The 16,624-nt window shown below is 53.3% G+C and carries 14 protein-coding genes and 1 tRNA gene; 10 read left to right on the top strand and 5 right to left on the bottom strand.

What is annotated here, in order from left to right; all coding sequences use genetic code 11:
* The first annotated feature begins 125 nt into the window (after positions 1-125).
* Positions 126-201 (top strand) — tRNA-Trp (locus OGX97_RS03640).
* A gap of 100 nt (positions 202-301) precedes the next feature.
* Here OGX97_RS03640 and hdfR read toward each other — a convergent pair.
* Complete coding sequence (gene hdfR / locus OGX97_RS03635; protein WP_008787063.1) at positions 302-1,147, bottom strand: HTH-type transcriptional regulator HdfR; 846 nt, start codon at positions 1,145-1,147, stop codon at positions 302-304.
* 106 nt (positions 1,148-1,253) lie between these two features.
* Between hdfR and maoP the strand changes: the two genes are divergently transcribed.
* Complete coding sequence (maoP, locus tag OGX97_RS03630; protein ID WP_003018025.1) at positions 1,254-1,592, top strand: macrodomain Ori organization protein MaoP; 339 nt, start codon at positions 1,254-1,256, stop codon at positions 1,590-1,592.
* 24 nt (positions 1,593-1,616) lie between these two features.
* Here the strand turns inward: maoP and OGX97_RS03625 are convergent, their stop codons facing one another.
* Positions 1,617-3,137, bottom strand: a complete 1,521-nt coding sequence (locus OGX97_RS03625) for a YifB family Mg chelatase-like AAA ATPase (protein WP_235126030.1) — start codon at positions 3,135-3,137, stop codon at positions 1,617-1,619.
* Between the two features lie 352 nt (positions 3,138-3,489).
* On the opposite strand from OGX97_RS03625, the gene ilvL reads away from it, so the two are divergent.
* From ilvL to ilvA, 6 genes are all read left to right on the top strand, one after another.
* Entirely contained in the window at positions 3,490-3,588 is a 99-nt protein-coding gene (gene ilvL / locus OGX97_RS03620) for an ilv operon leader peptide (RefSeq protein ID WP_001311244.1), read from the top strand.
* A 139-nt stretch (positions 3,589-3,727) separates the two neighbouring features.
* Positions 3,728-5,374 (top strand): acetolactate synthase 2 catalytic subunit, encoded by a 1,647-nt coding sequence (gene ilvG / locus OGX97_RS03615; RefSeq protein ID WP_003829032.1) that lies wholly within the window; start codon positions 3,728-3,730, stop codon positions 5,372-5,374.
* The gene (gene ilvM, locus OGX97_RS03610; RefSeq protein ID WP_003018017.1) at positions 5,371-5,634 is read left to right on the top strand and encodes an acetolactate synthase 2 small subunit; all 264 of its coding nucleotides are present in this window, start codon (positions 5,371-5,373) and stop codon (positions 5,632-5,634) included. Before ilvG ends, ilvM begins: the two co-directional genes overlap by 4 nt.
* A 17-nt stretch (positions 5,635-5,651) precedes the next feature.
* Positions 5,652-6,581 carry a branched-chain amino acid transaminase gene (locus OGX97_RS03605; protein WP_003829030.1) on the top strand — a complete coding sequence of 310 codons (930 nt, stop codon included), beginning with the start codon at positions 5,652-5,654 and terminating at the stop codon, positions 6,579-6,581.
* Positions 6,582-6,739: 158 nt separating this feature from the next.
* Positions 6,740-8,590 (top strand): dihydroxy-acid dehydratase, encoded by a 1,851-nt coding sequence (gene ilvD, locus OGX97_RS03600; protein ID WP_008787065.1) that lies wholly within the window; start codon positions 6,740-6,742, stop codon positions 8,588-8,590.
* A gap of 5 nt (positions 8,591-8,595) precedes the next feature.
* Entirely contained in the window at positions 8,596-10,140 is a 1,545-nt protein-coding gene (gene ilvA / locus OGX97_RS03595; RefSeq protein WP_003018007.1) for a threonine ammonia-lyase, biosynthetic, read from the top strand.
* Positions 10,141-10,203: 63 nt separating this feature from the next.
* Here the strand turns inward: ilvA and fabV are convergent, their stop codons facing one another.
* Positions 10,204-11,397: an enoyl-ACP reductase FabV gene (fabV, locus tag OGX97_RS03590; protein ID WP_008787067.1), complete on the bottom strand. Its 1,194-nt coding sequence runs from the start codon at positions 11,395-11,397 to the stop codon at positions 10,204-10,206.
* Between the two features lie 172 nt (positions 11,398-11,569).
* Complete coding sequence (ilvY, locus tag OGX97_RS03585; RefSeq protein ID WP_003829023.1) at positions 11,570-12,472, bottom strand: HTH-type transcriptional activator IlvY; 903 nt, start codon at positions 12,470-12,472, stop codon at positions 11,570-11,572.
* Between the two features lie 164 nt (positions 12,473-12,636).
* On the opposite strand from ilvY, the gene ilvC reads away from it, so the two are divergent.
* Entirely contained in the window at positions 12,637-14,112 is a 1,476-nt protein-coding gene (gene ilvC / locus OGX97_RS03580; RefSeq protein WP_235126028.1) for a ketol-acid reductoisomerase, read from the top strand.
* 100 nt (positions 14,113-14,212) lie between these two features.
* Here ilvC and ppiC read toward each other — a convergent pair whose 3' ends face one another.
* Positions 14,213-14,494, bottom strand: a complete 282-nt coding sequence (gene ppiC, locus OGX97_RS03575; RefSeq protein ID WP_003017999.1) for a peptidylprolyl isomerase PpiC — start codon at positions 14,492-14,494, stop codon at positions 14,213-14,215.
* An 84-nt stretch (positions 14,495-14,578) separates the two neighbouring features.
* Between ppiC and rep the strand changes: the two genes are divergently transcribed.
* Positions 14,579-16,600, top strand: coding sequence for a DNA helicase Rep (gene rep, locus OGX97_RS03570; RefSeq protein ID WP_279851060.1), 2,022 nt, complete (start codon positions 14,579-14,581; stop codon positions 16,598-16,600).
* Positions 16,601-16,624 lie beyond the last annotated feature (24 nt).

Genomic DNA, 16,624 nt, shown 5'->3' with positions numbered 1-16,624 from the left:
CGGTAGTTCAGTTGGTTAGAATACCTGCCTGTCACGCAGGGGGTCGCGGGTTCGAGTCCCGTCCGTTCCGCCACTTATTAGAAAATTAAGCCTGCTACTAAGCAGGCTTAATGATAAGAAGATTTAGGGGCGTAGCTCAGTTGGTAGAGCACCGGTCTCCAAAACCGGGTGTCGCGAGTTCGAGTCTCTCCGCCCCTGCCAGAAACAATCCTTAGCATTATTGCTAAGGATTTTTTTTTACCTGTAATTTGAGTTTTTCCTTCTTTCTATTTTACTCCCGGCATCCTTGCCAGCGTTTTCCTTAATCTTCCAGAATATTCGTTCTCAGCAGATCGCAAATCAGCGCATGTTTATCGCTATTTTGCAGCCAAACTGCATATAACGGGCGTGAAAGCGTTGTACTGTCGGTAACCGTATGGAGATCGCTTTTACCTTTAGCCCAGCTGACCGGTAGCCAGCTAAAACCTTTGAGGACTGAAAGTTGCTGCCTGGCTAATTCTGCCGAACTGGTGGTAAGTACCGGCACTTCATCTCCCGCAATCAATCCAGCCTCGTGTTGCTGAAAGTCAGGTCCCCATTCCAGACGCAGATAATTCAGTTCATCTTTGGTTTGTGAAGGAGAACTGCAATAGAGCGCCAGCGTGAAATATCCCAACAGTTGGCTGCTAAATTCGTCCATTTTGGGCGTTTCGGTAGTAATCAATAGATCAAGCTGTCGTTCATGAAGCTGTTTTACTAACGACTGTCGCTGCGCGATCCTCGCTTCAAATTGCAGGCTGGATTGTGGCTCCTGGGATTGGTACAAACGCCCCAGCCAGCCATTAAGCATGCATTCCCAGAGGGATGCGCTGGCACCAATAGAAAACTCGTTATGCCGCGAGGTATTCGCAACCTCCTTACGTGCTGCTTGCCACGTATTCATCAGCGTTTCAGCGTAAGGTAATAATTTTTCACCTGCAGCGGTTAAACGGATATTGTTTCTGTGTCGGGTGAACAGGTTTACACCCAATTGATTTTCCAGTTGTCTGATCCGAAAACTAACCGCTGATTGGGTCAGATAGAGCGCTTCAGCAGCCCTGCCAAAGTGGCGTGTCCGGCTAACTTCCAGGAAAGTTTTTAACAATTCCGTATCCACAACTCGCTCCATAAAATTATTTGTCGTTATGATTTAAATCTTTTGTTTGACGCTCTGTCAAGCGTAACTAATACTCCGCGCCATAAATAGCTCGGCCAAAGAATTAGGAGCGTGCAGGATGGCGGAAAGCTTTACGACGACTAATCGATATTTCGATAATAAATATTATCCCCGCGGATTCTCCCGTCATGGTGATTTCACCATTAAAGAAGCACAACTGCTTGAGCGTCACGGTTATGCTTTCAACGAGCTGGATCTGGGCAAGCGTGAGCCGGTAACGGAAGAAGAAAAACTGTTTGTTGCGGTATGCCGTGGTGAGCGCGAACCGGTTACCGAAGCTGAACGTGTGTGGTCCAAATACATGACGCGCATTAAGCGTCCAAAACGCTTCCACACGCTGTCTGGTGGGAAACCTCAGGTGGAAGGTGCGGAAGACTACACCGAATCTGATGATTAATAAAAAAGGGCGAAAGCCCTTTTTTTATGCCAGTAGTTTCTGCAAATGAATGAGTAATCTGTCTATCGCCCGATACCCAACAGCCTCCTGTAAGTGCTGGCGAGAGATATGGTCAGATTGTTCTATATCCGCGATCGTTCGAGCGACCTTTATCAGGCGTAACCAGGCGCGGATGGATAATCCGAGATGCGCGAGCGTTTCTTCAAGCCACTGCGCATCGTCGCTACGCAGTGGACAGTATTTATGGATATCCTGACTGTCCAGTTGCGCATTTAACTTATTCTGCCGCCGATACTGACGCTCTCGTGCTGCTATAACGCGTTGCTTCACCGTTGCGCTATCTTCCCCTTTTACCTGGCTCTGGCTGAGTATGCCGGGCGGCGGTAAGGGGATTTCGAGGGAGAGATCGAAGCGGTCAAGAAATGGGCCTGATAATCGATTGAGGTAGCGTAGTGTCTGCTCTGGGGTACAGCGGTTATGGTTCCCCTGATAATGTCCTGTTGGGCTGGGATTCATGGCAGCAATAAGCTGAAAACGCGCGGGGTAAGTTATTTTTGCCCGAGTGCGGGATAAATGAATCTGCCCGGACTCAATGGGCTCTCGCAGTGCATCCAGCGTGCGCCGCTCAAACTCGGGAAGTTCATCCAGAAACAGTATGCCGTTATGCGCCAGAGATATCTCGCCTGGCGCAGGAATAGAGCCGCCACCGACCATGGCAGTTAATGAAGCACTGTGATGCGGCGAACGAAAAGGGCGTTGTTTCCACTGTTTTTGTAGCGTGTCGGAATTGACCAGACTTAGAATCGCGGCGCTTTCCAGTGCTTCATCATTGCTCAGTGGCGGAAGCAATCCTCTCAGGCGACTGGCCAGCATGGTCTTACCCGTTCCCGGCGGCCCGATGAGTAAGAGGTTATGACCGCCAGCTGCGGTAAGCTCCAGCCCGCGTTTACCCTGTTCCTGGCCGATAACATCGCTCAGATCATCTGCTAATGCGCAGGGGATAAAATCTGCCGATGATGGTCTGTCTAAATCATGCTTACCTTCGAGAAATGCGCATACGGCCTGTAGATGATCGGCTATCAGGCACCCTTCACCGTGTATCAGTCCCACTTCAGCTGCATTCTCTTTTGCGACAATAATTCTCCTGCCTGCGCGAATAGCTTCAGTTGCACTTGATATCGCACCGGGAACGCCGCGTAACGCGCCTGTAAGCGCTAATTCGCCTACCAGCTCATATGTATCGAGGTTATGGGTTGTAAGCTGCTCAGACGCTGCCAGAAGCGCAACTGCGATAGGTAAATCATATCGTCCCCCTTCTTTCGGGAGATCGGCCGGAGCGAGGTTTATGGTTATCTTCTTCGCCGGGAATTCATAACCGCTATTAATAATCGCACTGCGAACTCGATCGCGAGCCTCTTTTACCGTTGTTTCGGGTAATCCCACCATGGTTAAACCAGGCAAACCATTGCTGATATGTACCTCGATGGTAATGGCTGGCGCATTCACGCCCAGCGCAGCGCGTGTGTGAACAATCGATAGTGACATAAGCCCTCCTGATGAAAGCATTATGTCGCAATACATCGCGGCAAGATTTCACATAATTACGGTTTTTAGAGGCTTATTCCTGTGTTTTTATGTAGTTCAATACTGCTTGCATAAAGCCTGGAATAGCGCTCGCAAACGCTTTTGAATAACGTTTTTAGTAGGAAATGGGTTGCCGAGAATCACCTGAAACGTGAAATATTTTCACTTTTGATTTTTTGTATAAAAAACAACGATATTTATCTAAACCGTTAACGGCGTCAGAAAAACGAATAAAAAAATATCTTGTGTCATTTGCAAATTCTATGGTAACTCTTTAGGTATTCCTTCGAACAAGATGCAAGAAAATACAAAAATGACAGCCCTTCTACGAGTGATTAGCCTGGTCGTGATTAGCGTGGTGGTGATTATTATCCCACCGTGCGGGGCTGCACTTGGACGAGGAAAGGCTTAGAAAACAAGCCTTAACGAACTAAGACCCCCGCACCGAAAGGTCCGGGGGTTTTTTTTGACCTTAAAAACATACATGAGGAGCAGAAAGTGAACGGTAGCATAAAATTCTGTTTCTCAAGATTTACGGCGGGGATGTAACTATGAATGGGGCACAGTGGGTGGTACATGCGTTGCGTGCACAAGGGGTTCAAACCGTCTTTGGTTATCCTGGTGGCGCAATTATGCCGGTTTACGATGCGTTGTATGACGGCGGCGTAGAACACCTGTTGTGCCGACACGAGCAGGGTGCGGCAATGGCGGCAATTGGCTATGCCCGTGCGACCGGTAAAACCGGCGTGTGTATCGCCACTTCCGGACCTGGTGCTACTAACCTGATCACCGGCCTTGCCGATGCGCTGTTAGATTCTGTTCCTGTGGTGGCGATCACCGGCCAGGTGGCCTCACCTTTCATCGGAACGGATGCGTTCCAGGAAGTGGACGTTCTGGGTATGTCTTTGTCCTGCACCAAACACAGTTTCCTGGTGCAGTCACTGGAAGAGCTGCCGCGCATCATGGCAGAGGCTTTCGCTGTGGCGAACTCCGGTCGTCCGGGTCCGGTTCTGGTTGATATCCCGAAAGATATCCAGCTGGCCAGCGGTACGCTGGAGCCGTATTTTACGACCGTCGAAAACGTAGAGGTTTTCCCGCACGCTGACGTTGAGCAGGCGCGTAAAATGCTGGCGCAGGCGCAAAAACCGATCCTGTACGTCGGTGGCGGCGTTGGTATGGCGCAGGCGGTCCCGGCCCTGCGTGAATTTATCGCGGTAACCCAAATGCCGGTCGCCTGCACGCTGAAAGGTCTGGGCGCAGTAGAAGCTGACTACCCATACTATTTGGGTATGTTGGGAATGCATGGCACTAAAGCGGCAAATTTCGCGGTGCAAGAATGTGATTTACTGATTGCCGTGGGCGCGCGTTTTGATGACCGGGTGACCGGCAAGCTGAATACCTTCGCGCCGAACGCCAGCGTGATCCACATGGATATCGACCCTGCGGAAATGAACAAGCTGCGCCAGGCGCACGTCGCCCTGCAGGGTGATTTAAATTCTCTGCTGCCGGCATTGCAGCAATCTCTGAAGATTGACGCATGGCGTCAGCATAGCGCTGAACTGCGCACAGAGCATACCTGGCGCTATGATCATCCCGGTGAGGCTATCTACGCGCCACTGTTGTTGAAGCAGTTGTCCGATCGCAAGCCTGCGGACAGCGTAGTGACAACGGATGTTGGTCAGCATCAGATGTGGTCGGCGCAGCATATGACCTACACCCGCCCGGAAAATTTCATCACCTCAAGCGGCCTGGGTACGATGGGCTTTGGCCTGCCAGCAGCGGTTGGTGCGCAGGTTGCTCGCCCGAACGATACGGTAATCTGTATCTCCGGTGACGGCTCCTTCATGATGAATGTACAGGAGCTGGGCACCGTAAAACGCAAGCAGTTGCCGCTGAAAATAGTTTTACTCGACAACCAGCGGTTAGGCATGGTGCGACAATGGCAGCAGCTGTTTTTCCAGGAACGTTATAGCGAAACCACCCTTACTGATAACCCCGATTTCCTCATGTTGGCCAGCGCCTTCGGCATACCAGGTCAACACATCACCCGTAAAGACCAGGTTGAAGCGGCACTCGACACCATGCTGAACAGCGAGGGGCCATACCTGCTTCATGTCTCAATCGACGAACTTGAGAATGTCTGGCCTCTGGTACCGCCAGGTGCCAGTAACTCAGAAATGCTGGAGAAATTATCATGATGCAACATCAGGTCGCCGTTGAGGCTCGTTTCAATCCGGAAACGTTAGAACGTGTTTTACGCGTGGTACGCCATCGCGGTTTTCAGGTGTGCTCCATGAATATGGAAGCCGCCAGCGATGCGCAAAATATAAATATCGAATTGACCGTTGCCAGCCCCCGGTCGGTCGACTTACTGTTTAGTCAGTTAAGTAAACTGGTAGACGTTGCACACGTTGCTATCTGCCAGAGCACAACCACATCACAACAAATCCGCGCCTGAGCGCAAAAGGAAGAAAAATGACGACGAAAAAAGCTGATTACATTTGGTCTAATGGCGAGATGATTCGTTGGGAAGACGCGAAGGTTCACGTGATGTCCCACGCGCTGCACTACGGTACTTCAGTATTCGAAGGCATCCGTTGCTACGATTCTCACAAAGGGCCGGTGGTGTTCCGTCATCGCGAACATATGCAGCGTCTGCGTGATTCAGCCAAGATCTATCGTTTTCCGGTTTCTCAGAGCGTTGATGAGCTGATGGAAGCTTGCCGCGAGGTGATTCGTAAAAACAATCTGACCAGCGCCTATATCCGTCCGCTGGTGTTTGTTGGCGACGTGGGGATGGGCGTTAACCCGCCAGCGGGATACACCACTGACGTGATCATCGCCGCGTTCCCGTGGGGTGCTTACCTTGGTGCAGAAGCGCTGGAGCAGGGGATCGACGCGATGGTTTCTTCCTGGAACCGCGTTGCGCCGAACACCATCCCTACTGCTGCTAAAGCGGGCGGTAACTATCTGTCTTCGCTGCTGGTGGGTAGCGAAGCGCGTCGTCATGGCTATCAGGAAGGCATTGCGCTGGATGTGAATGGTTACATCTCCGAAGGTGCGGGCGAAAACCTGTTTGAAGTAAAAGACGGTATTCTGTTTACCCCGCCGTTTACCTCTTCTGCACTGCCGGGTATTACCCGTGACGCGATCATTAAGCTGGCGAAAGATCTCGATATCGAAGTGCGTGAGCAGGTGCTGTCTCGTGAATCACTGTACCTGGCCGACGAAGTGTTCATGTCCGGTACCGCGGCCGAAATCACCCCAGTACGCAGTGTCGATGGTATCCAGGTGGGCGAAGGCCGCTGCGGTCCGGTCACCAAACGCATCCAGCAGGCCTTCTTTGGGCTCTTCACCGGTGAAACGGAAGATAAATACGGCTGGTTGGATTCAGTAAACCAATAACAAAATTAATATTTCCCCAAAATAATTCACGTTGCAGGAAGACGGCAACGCAGCAAGTCCCAGGAACTTACTGTAGTAAGTGACTGGGGTGAGCGAGGCGGCCAACGCACCTGCGGCGTGAAGTATGCAGGGGAAAGACAGACGGGAGTTAATCAAGCATGCCTAAGTATCGTTCTGCTACCACCACCCACGGCCGCAATATGGCGGGTGCCCGCGCATTGTGGCGCGCCACCGGGATGACCGATGATGACTTCGGTAAACCGATTATCGCTGTGGTGAACTCCTTTACCCAGTTTGTGCCGGGTCACGTCCACCTGCGCGATCTCGGTAAGCTGGTTGCCGAACAAATCGAAGCCTCAGGCGGCGTGGCGAAAGAGTTCAACACCATTGCTGTGGATGATGGTATCGCCATGGGCCATGGCGGCATGCTGTATTCACTGCCGTCGCGTGAGCTGATCGCTGACTCCGTTGAGTACATGGTTAACGCCCACTGCGCCGATGCGATGGTCTGTATCTCCAACTGCGACAAAATTACCCCCGGGATGTTAATGGCCTCTTTGCGCCTGAATATTCCTGTGATCTTTGTTTCCGGCGGTCCGATGGAAGCCGGGAAAACCAAGCTCTCTGACCAAATCATCAAGCTCGACCTGGTTGATGCGATGATTCAGGGTGCTGACCCGAAAGTTTCCGACTCACAAAGCGAGCAGGTTGAACGTTCCGCTTGCCCAACCTGCGGCTCCTGTTCCGGTATGTTCACCGCTAACTCGATGAACTGCCTGACCGAAGCGCTGGGCTTGTCGCAGCCAGGTAACGGTTCACTGCTGGCGACTCACGCCGACCGTAAAGAACTTTTCCTCACTGCAGGCCAGCGCATCGTCGAGCTGACCAAACGCTATTACGAGCAGGATGATGCTTCCGCGCTGCCGCGCAACATTGCCAGCAAGGCAGCGTTTGAGAACGCCATGACGCTGGATATCGCCATGGGCGGCTCCACCAATACAGTTCTGCACCTGCTGGCGGCCGCGCAGGAAGCGGAAATCGACTTCACCATGAGTGATATCGACAAGCTGTCCCGCAAAGTCCCGCAGCTGTGTAAAGTGGCGCCGAGCACGCAGAAATACCATATGGAAGACGTGCACCGCGCAGGCGGCGTACTGGGTATTTTAGGCGAACTGGATCGTGCTGGACTGCTGAACCGCGACGTGAAAAACGTGCTGGGGCTGACTCTGCCGCAAACGCTCGATCGGTATGACGTGATGTTGACCAAAGACGACGCGGTGAAAAAAATGTTCCGTGCTGGCCCGGCCGGCATTCGTACAACCCAGGCATTCTCACAGGATTGCCGTTGGGATACGCTGGATGACGACCGCGCTGAAGGCTGCATTCGCTCGCTGGAGCACGCTTACAGCAAAGACGGCGGTCTGGCAGTTCTGTACGGTAACTTCGCGGAAAACGGCTGTATTGTAAAAACCGCAGGCGTGGATGACAGCATCCTGAAATTCACCGGCCCGGCAAAAGTGTATGAAAGCCAGGACGATGCGGTTGAAGCCATCCTCGGCGGTAAAGTGGTGGCTGGCGACGTGGTTGTCATTCGCTACGAAGGGCCGAAAGGCGGGCCTGGCATGCAGGAAATGCTCTACCCCACCACCTTCCTGAAATCGATGGGCCTCGGTAAGGCTTGCGCGCTGATTACCGACGGTCGTTTCTCCGGCGGTACTTCGGGGCTTTCCATTGGTCACGTTTCTCCGGAAGCGGCCAGCGGCGGTAATATCGCGATTATCGAAGATGGTGACATGATTGCCATCGATATCCCGAATCGTGGTATTCAACTTCAACTGAGTGATGCGGAAATCGCTGCGCGCCGTGAAGCGCAGGAAGCTCGCGGTGACAAAGCCTGGACGCCAAAAGATCGTCAGCGTCAGGTCTCCTTTGCACTGCGCGCCTACGCCAGCCTGGCAACCAGTGCCGACAAAGGTGCGGTGCGCGATAAGTCGAAGCTCGGGGGATAATGACCATGGCGGATTCACAACCTCTATCCGGCGCTCCTGAGGGCGCCGAGTATCTCAGAGCGGTACTGCGTGCGCCGGTATACGAAGCGGCACAGGTAACGCCGCTACAGAAAATGGAAAAACTCTCTTCGCGCCTCGACAACGTCATTCTGGTGAAGCGCGAAGACCGTCAACCCGTTCACAGCTTCAAGCTACGCGGGGCCTACGCCATGATGGCGGGCTTGACCGAAGAGCAAAAAGCGCATGGCGTCATTACCGCATCGGCTGGTAATCATGCTCAGGGCGTCGCTTTCTCTTCTGCGCGATTAGGCGTGAAGGCGCTGATTGTCATGCCAACGGCTACCGCCGATATCAAAGTCGACGCCGTTCGCGGCTTCGGCGGAGAAGTGCTGCTGCACGGCGCGAACTTTGATGAAGCCAAAGCCAAAGCGATTGAATTGTCGCAGCAGCAGGGTTTTACCTGGGTGCCGCCGTTCGATCATCCGATGGTGATTGCCGGGCAGGGCACGCTGGCGCTGGAGTTACTTCAGCAGGATGCGCATCTCGATCGCGTCTTTGTGCCAGTTGGCGGCGGCGGTCTGGCGGCAGGTGTTGCGGTGCTAATTAAACAGCTGATGCCGCAAATCAAAGTGATTGCCGTGGAAGCGGAAGATTCGGCCTGTCTGAAAGCGGCGCTGGATGCCGGTCATCCGGTGGATCTGCCGCGAGTGGGTCTCTTTGCCGAAGGCGTGGCGGTCAAACGTATTGGCGATGAAACCTTCCGTCTGTGCCAGGAATACCTCGACGATATTATTACCGTGGATAGCGATGCTATTTGCGCGGCAATGAAAGACCTGTTCGAAGATGTACGCGCGGTGGCGGAGCCTTCCGGGGCGCTGGCGCTGGCGGGGATGAAAAAATACATCGCCCAGCATAATATTCGCGGTGAGCGTCTGGCGCATGTTCTTTCCGGCGCTAACGTTAACTTCCACGGCCTGCGCTACGTTTCCGAACGTTGCGAGCTGGGGGAACAGCGCGAAGCCTTGCTGGCCGTGACCATCCCGGAAGAAAAGGGCAGCTTCCTGAAGTTTTGCCAACTGCTGGGCGGGCGCTCGGTGACCGAGTTTAACTACCGCTTTGCTGATGCGAAAGACGCCTGCATTTTTGTCGGCGTACGTCTGAGCCGTGGGCTGGAAGAGCGTAAGGAAATCCTGCAACTGCTCAATGAGGGCGGCTATAGCGTGGTGGATCTGTCCGATGACGAGATGGCGAAGCTACACGTGCGCTATATGGTCGGTGGACGTCCGTCGAAACCCTTACAGGAACGTCTTTATAGCTTCGAATTTCCGGAGTCGCCGGGGGCGTTGCTCAAATTCCTGCATACCCTGGGGACGCACTGGAATATTTCATTGTTCCACTATCGCAGTCACGGCACTGACTATGGTCGTGTGCTGGCGGCGTTTGAGTTGGGTGAACACGAGCCTGATTTCGAAACGCGGCTGAATGAACTGGGTTATGACTGTCATGATGAAACACATAACCCGGCGTTCAGGTTCTTCCTGGCGGGTTAATGACAGCCATTAAAAAAGGGTCCATGTAAAAACATGAACCCTTTTTGCTACTGTATCAGCAGATTACAGCGTGATAACGTCGAATTCGACTTCGGTATTCACGTCAGCATCGTAATCCACACCGTCGAGGGCAAAACCGAACAGATTCAGGAATTCCTGCTTGTATCCTGCATAGTCAGTTTCTTGCGCCAGGTTTTCGGTAGTGATCAGCGGCCACAGATCGCGACATGCCTGCTGAATGTCGTCACGCAGTTCCCAGTCATCCATACGGATACGCTGGTTGTCATCAAGCGCCACTTTATCGCCGTACAGGCTGGTGGTCATCAGACGGTTGATCTGCTCAATACAACCTTCGTGAATCCCCTGCGCTTTCATCAGCTTGAAGACCATGGAGATGTACAGCGGCATTACCGGAATCGCAGAAGATGCCTGGGTGATGACGGACTTCAGTACGGCAACGTTAGCGGAACCGTTCAGCGGTGCCAGCTGGTTACGCAGTTCTCCCGCCGCGCGATCGAGGTCTTCTTTCGCTTTGCCCAGCGCGCCGTGCCAGTAGATTGGCCAGGTCAGGTCGGTACCGATGTAGGAGTAGGCTACGGTTTTCACGCCATCAGCCAGCACGCCCGCTTCGCTCAGCGCGCCCATCCACAGTTCCCAGTCTTCGCCGCCCATGACGGTGACGGTGTTCTGAACTTCTTCTTCGGTTGCCGGCTCAATGCTGGCGGTGATGATCTGATCTTTGTTGGTATCGATCGCTTTAGAGGTGTAAACCTCACCGATTGGCTTCAGCGCTGAACGGACGATTTCACCGGTTTTCGGCATTTTACGCACTGGGGAAGCCAGTGAGTAAACCACCAGGTCAATCTGACCCAGGTCTTCTTTGATCAGTTTGATCACTTCATCACGGCATTCGTCAGAGAACGCATCGCCGTTGATGCTTTTGGAGTACAGACCTTCACGCTTGGCCGCTTCGTCGAAAGCTGCAGAGTTATACCAGCCTGCGGAACCTGGTTTGGTATCCGTGCCCGGTTTTTCGAAAAATACGCCGATAGTGGCGGCACCGCTGCCAAAGGCGGCGGAAATTCTGGAAGCCAGACCGTAACCGGTGGAAGCACCGATCACCAGCACGCGAGACGGGCCGTTCTCGATTTTCCCGTTCTGCTTAACATACTCGATCTGCTTTTCCACGTTGACTTTGCAGCCAGTCGGATGGGTCGTTGTACAGATGAATCCACGAATTTTTGGTTTGATTATCATAATGATGGCTAATTAAGTTTGTATTTTCGCTGTCAAGTGCGCAATGACACCGTCTGTTCTGGCCTGCTTAACGCGATGGTTAACAAGCCCCCCACTACAATGGATCACGACATTATACAGAAAAGGAGCGCCAATACTGAATCTACCACTGATTTTAGACCTGACGCTGGTGCTACTCTGCGGATTTACGTTCCAGAACAATCTTCCAAAACGCGTCGATCAGCGGTTCATGCAGCCGCTTTTTCGGCGCGCAGACGCCAAGCTCGAACGGTGTTTTTTCGTCACTGCGCTCTAAAATCATCACGCGATTACGTACCGGCTCCGGGCTGTTTTCTAGCACCACTTCCGGCAGCAGCGCCACGCCGCAGCCCAGCGCCACCATTGAGACCATCGCTTCGTGGCCACCCACCGTGGCGTAAATCGATGGGTTGCTGATTTTGTGACGGCGGAACCACAGCTCGATACGGCGGCGTACCGGACCCTGATCGGCCATGATAAACGGCACCGTCGACCAGTCCGGCTTATCGACCGATACCTGATTTCGCACCGGGCAGGGCAGCGCCGGAGCGATCAACACAACTGTCAGATTCTCCAGCATCGAGAACGCCACCGCGCCAGGCAGCGTTTCGGGCTTACCGGCAATTGCTAGATCGGCTTCACCAGTGACCACTTTATCCATCGCATCGGCGGCGTCGCCGGTGGTGAGCTTAATTTCCACTGACGGATGCTCGGCGCGGAAACGGTCAAGGATTGGCGGCAGATGGCTGTAGGCGGCAGTTACCGAACAGAAGATATGCAGTTCTCCTGACAGCGACGGCCCTTGTTGATCGAGGGTGTGGCGTAACTGCTGGTACTGCAACAGCGTCTGTTGGGCAAACACGCGCAGCTCTTCACCTGCTTCGGTCAGTGTAACCGTGCGGTTATCGCGCACAAACAGCGGCTGGCCGAGGTCTTCTTCGAGGCGCTGAATCTGCCGGGAAAGCGTGGATGGGCTGACGTGCATTGCCCGCGCGCTGCGGCCAAAGTGACGACTTTCAGCCAAATGCAGGAACATTTTCAGATCGCGTAAATCCACAGACGAGCCTCCGATTTTCTACGTTGCATAAATTGCAATGTGACGTTGTGAATATATCAATTTCCGCAATAAATTTCCTGTTGTAATGTGGATTCAATCTCGCAAATACAAATCTGCGAACCGAATAATAAGCACCACAACACAACATCACGGAGTACACCATCATGGCTAACTACTTTAATACACTGAACCTGCGCCAGCAGCTGGCACAGCTGGGTAAATGTCGCTTTATGGGTCGCGACGAATTCGCCGATGGTGCGAGCTACCTTCAGGGTAAAAAAGTGGTCATCGTCGGCTGTGGCGCCCAGGGTCTGAACCAGGGCCTGAACATGCGTGACTCCGGTCTGGATATTTCCTACGCACTGCGTAAAGAAGCCATTGTTGAGAAGCGTGCTTCCTGGCGTAAAGCGACCGAAAACGGCTTCAAAGTGGGTACCTACGAAGAGCTGATCCCGCAGGCTGATCTGGTGGTTAACCTGACGCCGGACAAGCAGCACTCCGACGTTGTGCGTTCTGTACAGCCGCTGATGAAAGACGGTGCAGCGCTGGGTTACTCCCACGGCTTCAACATCGTGGAAGTTGGCGAGCAGATCCGTAAAGACATCACTGTTGTGATGGTGGCACCGAAATGTCCGGGTACAGAAGTGCGTGAAGAGTACAAACGTGGTTTCGGCGTACCGACCCTGATCGCCGTTCACCCGGAAAACGATCCGAAAGGCGAAGGCATGGCGATCGCTAAAGCCTGGGCTGCGGCTACTGGCGGTCACCGTGCGGGTGTGCTGGAGTCCTCCTTCGTTGCGGAAGTGAAATCTGACCTGATGGGTGAGCAGACTATCCTGTGCGGTATGCTGCAGGCCGGTTCTCTGCTGTGCTTCGATAAGCTGGTGGAAGAGGGTACTGACCCGGCATATGCTGAAAAACTGATTCAGTTCGGCTGGGAAACCATCACCGAAGCGCTGAAGCAGGGCGGCATCACTCTGATGATGGACCGTCTGTCTAACCCGGCGAAACTGCGTGCTTACGCGCTGTCCGAACAGCTGAAAGAGATCATGGCGCCGCTGTTCCAGAAACACATGGACGACATCATCTCCGGTGAATTCTCTTCCGGCATGATGGCTGACTGGGCCAACGACGATAAGAAACTGCTGACCTGGCGTGAAGAGACCGGCAAAACCGCGTTCGAAACCGCTGCCCAGTTCGACGGTAAAATCGGCGAGCAGGAATACTTTGATAAAGGCGTTCTGATGATTGCGATGGTGAAAGCGGGCGTTGAGCTGGCGTTCGAAACCATGGTGGATTCCGGCATCATCGAAGAATCTGCTTACTACGAATCACTGCACGAACTGCCGCTGATCGCCAACACTATTGCCCGTAAGCGTCTGTACGAAATGAACGTGGTTATCTCTGATACCGCAGAATACGGCAACTACCTGTTCTCTTACGCTTGCGTACCGCTGCTGAAAGAGTTCATGACCACCCTGCAGACCGGCGACCTGGGCAAAGCGATTGCTGAAGGCGCGGTAGACAACGCGCAACTGCGTGACGTGAACGATGCGATTCGCGGCCATGCTATCGAGAAAGTGGGCCAGAAACTGCGTGGCTACATGACCGATATGAAGCGCATTGCGGTCGCAGGATAATTCCTCATAGAGGAATGGCATATCAACAGCGCTTCGTAGGCCGGATAAGCGAAGCGCTATCCGGCAAAAAAAGCCCGGTGTTTAAACACCGGGCTTTCTATTAGTTACGGTACAGCACTTTAATGATGTGGTAACCGAACTGAGTGTGCAGCGGGCCGGTTGGCTCCAGCACAGGGCAGGAAAAGACCACTTTATCGAACGCCGGAACCATCTGGCCCTGGCGGAATTCGCCTAAATCACCGCCGCGTTTGCCTGATGGGCAGATGGAGTGTTTCTTCGCCAGTTTGCCGAAGTCGGCGCCGTTTTTAATCTGTTCCAGAAGATCCAGTGCCAGTTTCTCTTCTTTAACAAGGATATGCACTGCTGCTGCTGTTTTTGCCATGATCGTGCCTTGAGTGGGGTGGTTAAGGCTGGCTATACTACCACGCTGTTATTCTCCCCTCCCGACTTTCATGAGTGACCCTTTATGCGTTTGAACCCCGGACAACAACAAGCCGTCGAATTCGTCACCGGACCTTGCCTGGTGCTGGCGGGAGCGGGTTCCGGCAAGACGCGTGTTATCACCAACAAAATAGCCCATCTGATCCGTGAATGTGGCTATCAGGCACGACATATTGCGGCAGTGACCTTTACCAATAAGGCTGCGCGCGAGATGAAAGAGCGCGTGGCGCAAACGCTGGGTCGTAAAGAGGCGCGTGGGTTGATGATCTCCACCTTCCACACCCTGGGACTGGATATCATTAAGCGTGAATACGCGGCGCTGGGGATGAAGTCTAACTTCTCGTTGTTTGACGATACTGACCAGGTGGCCTTGCTTAAGGAACTGACCGAAGGGCTAATCGAAGACGATAAGCTTTTTCTCCAGCAGCTGATCTCGGCGATCTCCAACTGGAAAAACGATCTGATGACTCCGGCGCAGGCGGCAGCCAGCGCAAAGGGCGAGCGCGATCGTATTTTTGCCCACTGCTATGGTCTGTATGACGCGCATATGAAGGCGTGTAACGTCCTCGATTTTGACGATCTGATCCTGCTTCCCACGCTGCTGCTACAGCGCAATGAAGAAGTACGTGAGCGCTGGCAAAACAGAATCCGCTACCTGCTGGTGGATGAATATCAGGATACCAACACCAGCCAGTACGAGCTGGTGAAGTTGCTGGTAGGGAAACGTGCGCGCTTTACCGTCGTGGGCGATGACGATCAGTCGATCTACTCCTGGCGCGGCGCCCGTCCGCAGAACCTGGTACTGTTGAGCAAAGATTTTCCGGCTTTACAGGTGGTGAAGCTGGAGCAAAACTACCGTTCATCAGGTCGCATTCTTAAGGCGGCGAACATCCTCATTGCGAACAATCCACACGTCTTTGAAAAGCGGCTCTTTTCCGAGTTGGGTTACGGCGCTGAGCTGAAGGTGCTGAGCGCAAATAATGAAGAGCATGAAGCCGAACGTGTGACCGGTGAATTAATTGCCCATCACTTTGTGAACAAGACGCAATATAAAGACTACGCCATCCTTTATCGCGGCAACCATCAGTCGCGCGTGTTCGAAAAGTTTCTGATGCAGAACCGTATCCCGTACAAAATTTCCGGCGGAACGTCGTTCTTCTCGCGTCCGGAGATTAAAGATCTGCTGGCCTACCTGCGCGTGCTGAGCAACCCGGATGACGACAGCGCATTTTTGCGCATCGTAAACACGCCAAAGCGTGAAATCGGTCCAGCCACGCTGCAAAAGTTGGGTGAATGGGCGATGACGCGTAATAAAAGCCTGTTTACCGCCAGCTTTGATATGGGGCTTAGCCAGATACTGACCGGGCGCGGGTATGACTCTCTGACCCGCTTTACGCACTGGCTGGGTGAAATTCAGCGCCTGGCGGAGCGCGAACCGGTTGCCGCCGTGCGCGATCTGATCCACGGTATTGATTACGAATCCTGGCTGTATGAAACCTCGCCGAGCCAGAAAGCGGCTGAAATGCGTATGAAAAACGTCAATACGCTGTTCAGCTGGATGACGGAGATGCTGGAAGGCAGTGAGCTGGAAGAGCCGATGACCCTGACCCAGGTCGTTACCCGCTTTACTCTGCGCGACATGATGGAGCGTGGAGAGAGTGAAGAAGAGCTGGATCAGGTGCAGTTGATGACGCTGCATGCCTCAAAAGGGCTGGAGTTCCCGTACGTGTTTATGGTGGGAATGGAAGAAGGATTTTTGCCGCACCAGAGCAGTATCGATGAAGACAATATCGACGAAGAACGTCGTCTGGCTTACGTAGGGATTACGCGTGCACAGAAAGAACTCATCTTCACGCTGTGTAAAGAGCGTCGTCAGTACGGTGAGCTGGTGCGTCCGGAACCGAGTCGTTTCCTGCTGGAGCTGCCACAGGATGACGTTATCTGGGAACAAGAGCGTAAAGTGGTGAGCGCTGAGGAGCGGATGCAAAAAGGGCAGGCCAGCATCGCTAATATTCGGGCAATGATGGCGAAAGCCAAAGCGAAGTAGGTATTTTGTTGGCCGGATACGTGT

Origin of the sequence: Citrobacter sp. Cpo061 (assembly GCF_030332845.1) — a bacterium.
GTDB lineage: Bacteria > Pseudomonadota > Gammaproteobacteria > Enterobacterales > Enterobacteriaceae > Citrobacter > Citrobacter portucalensis.
Note: the sequence above shows the minus strand (reverse complement) of the source record. Positions and strands in the feature narration are given on the sequence as shown.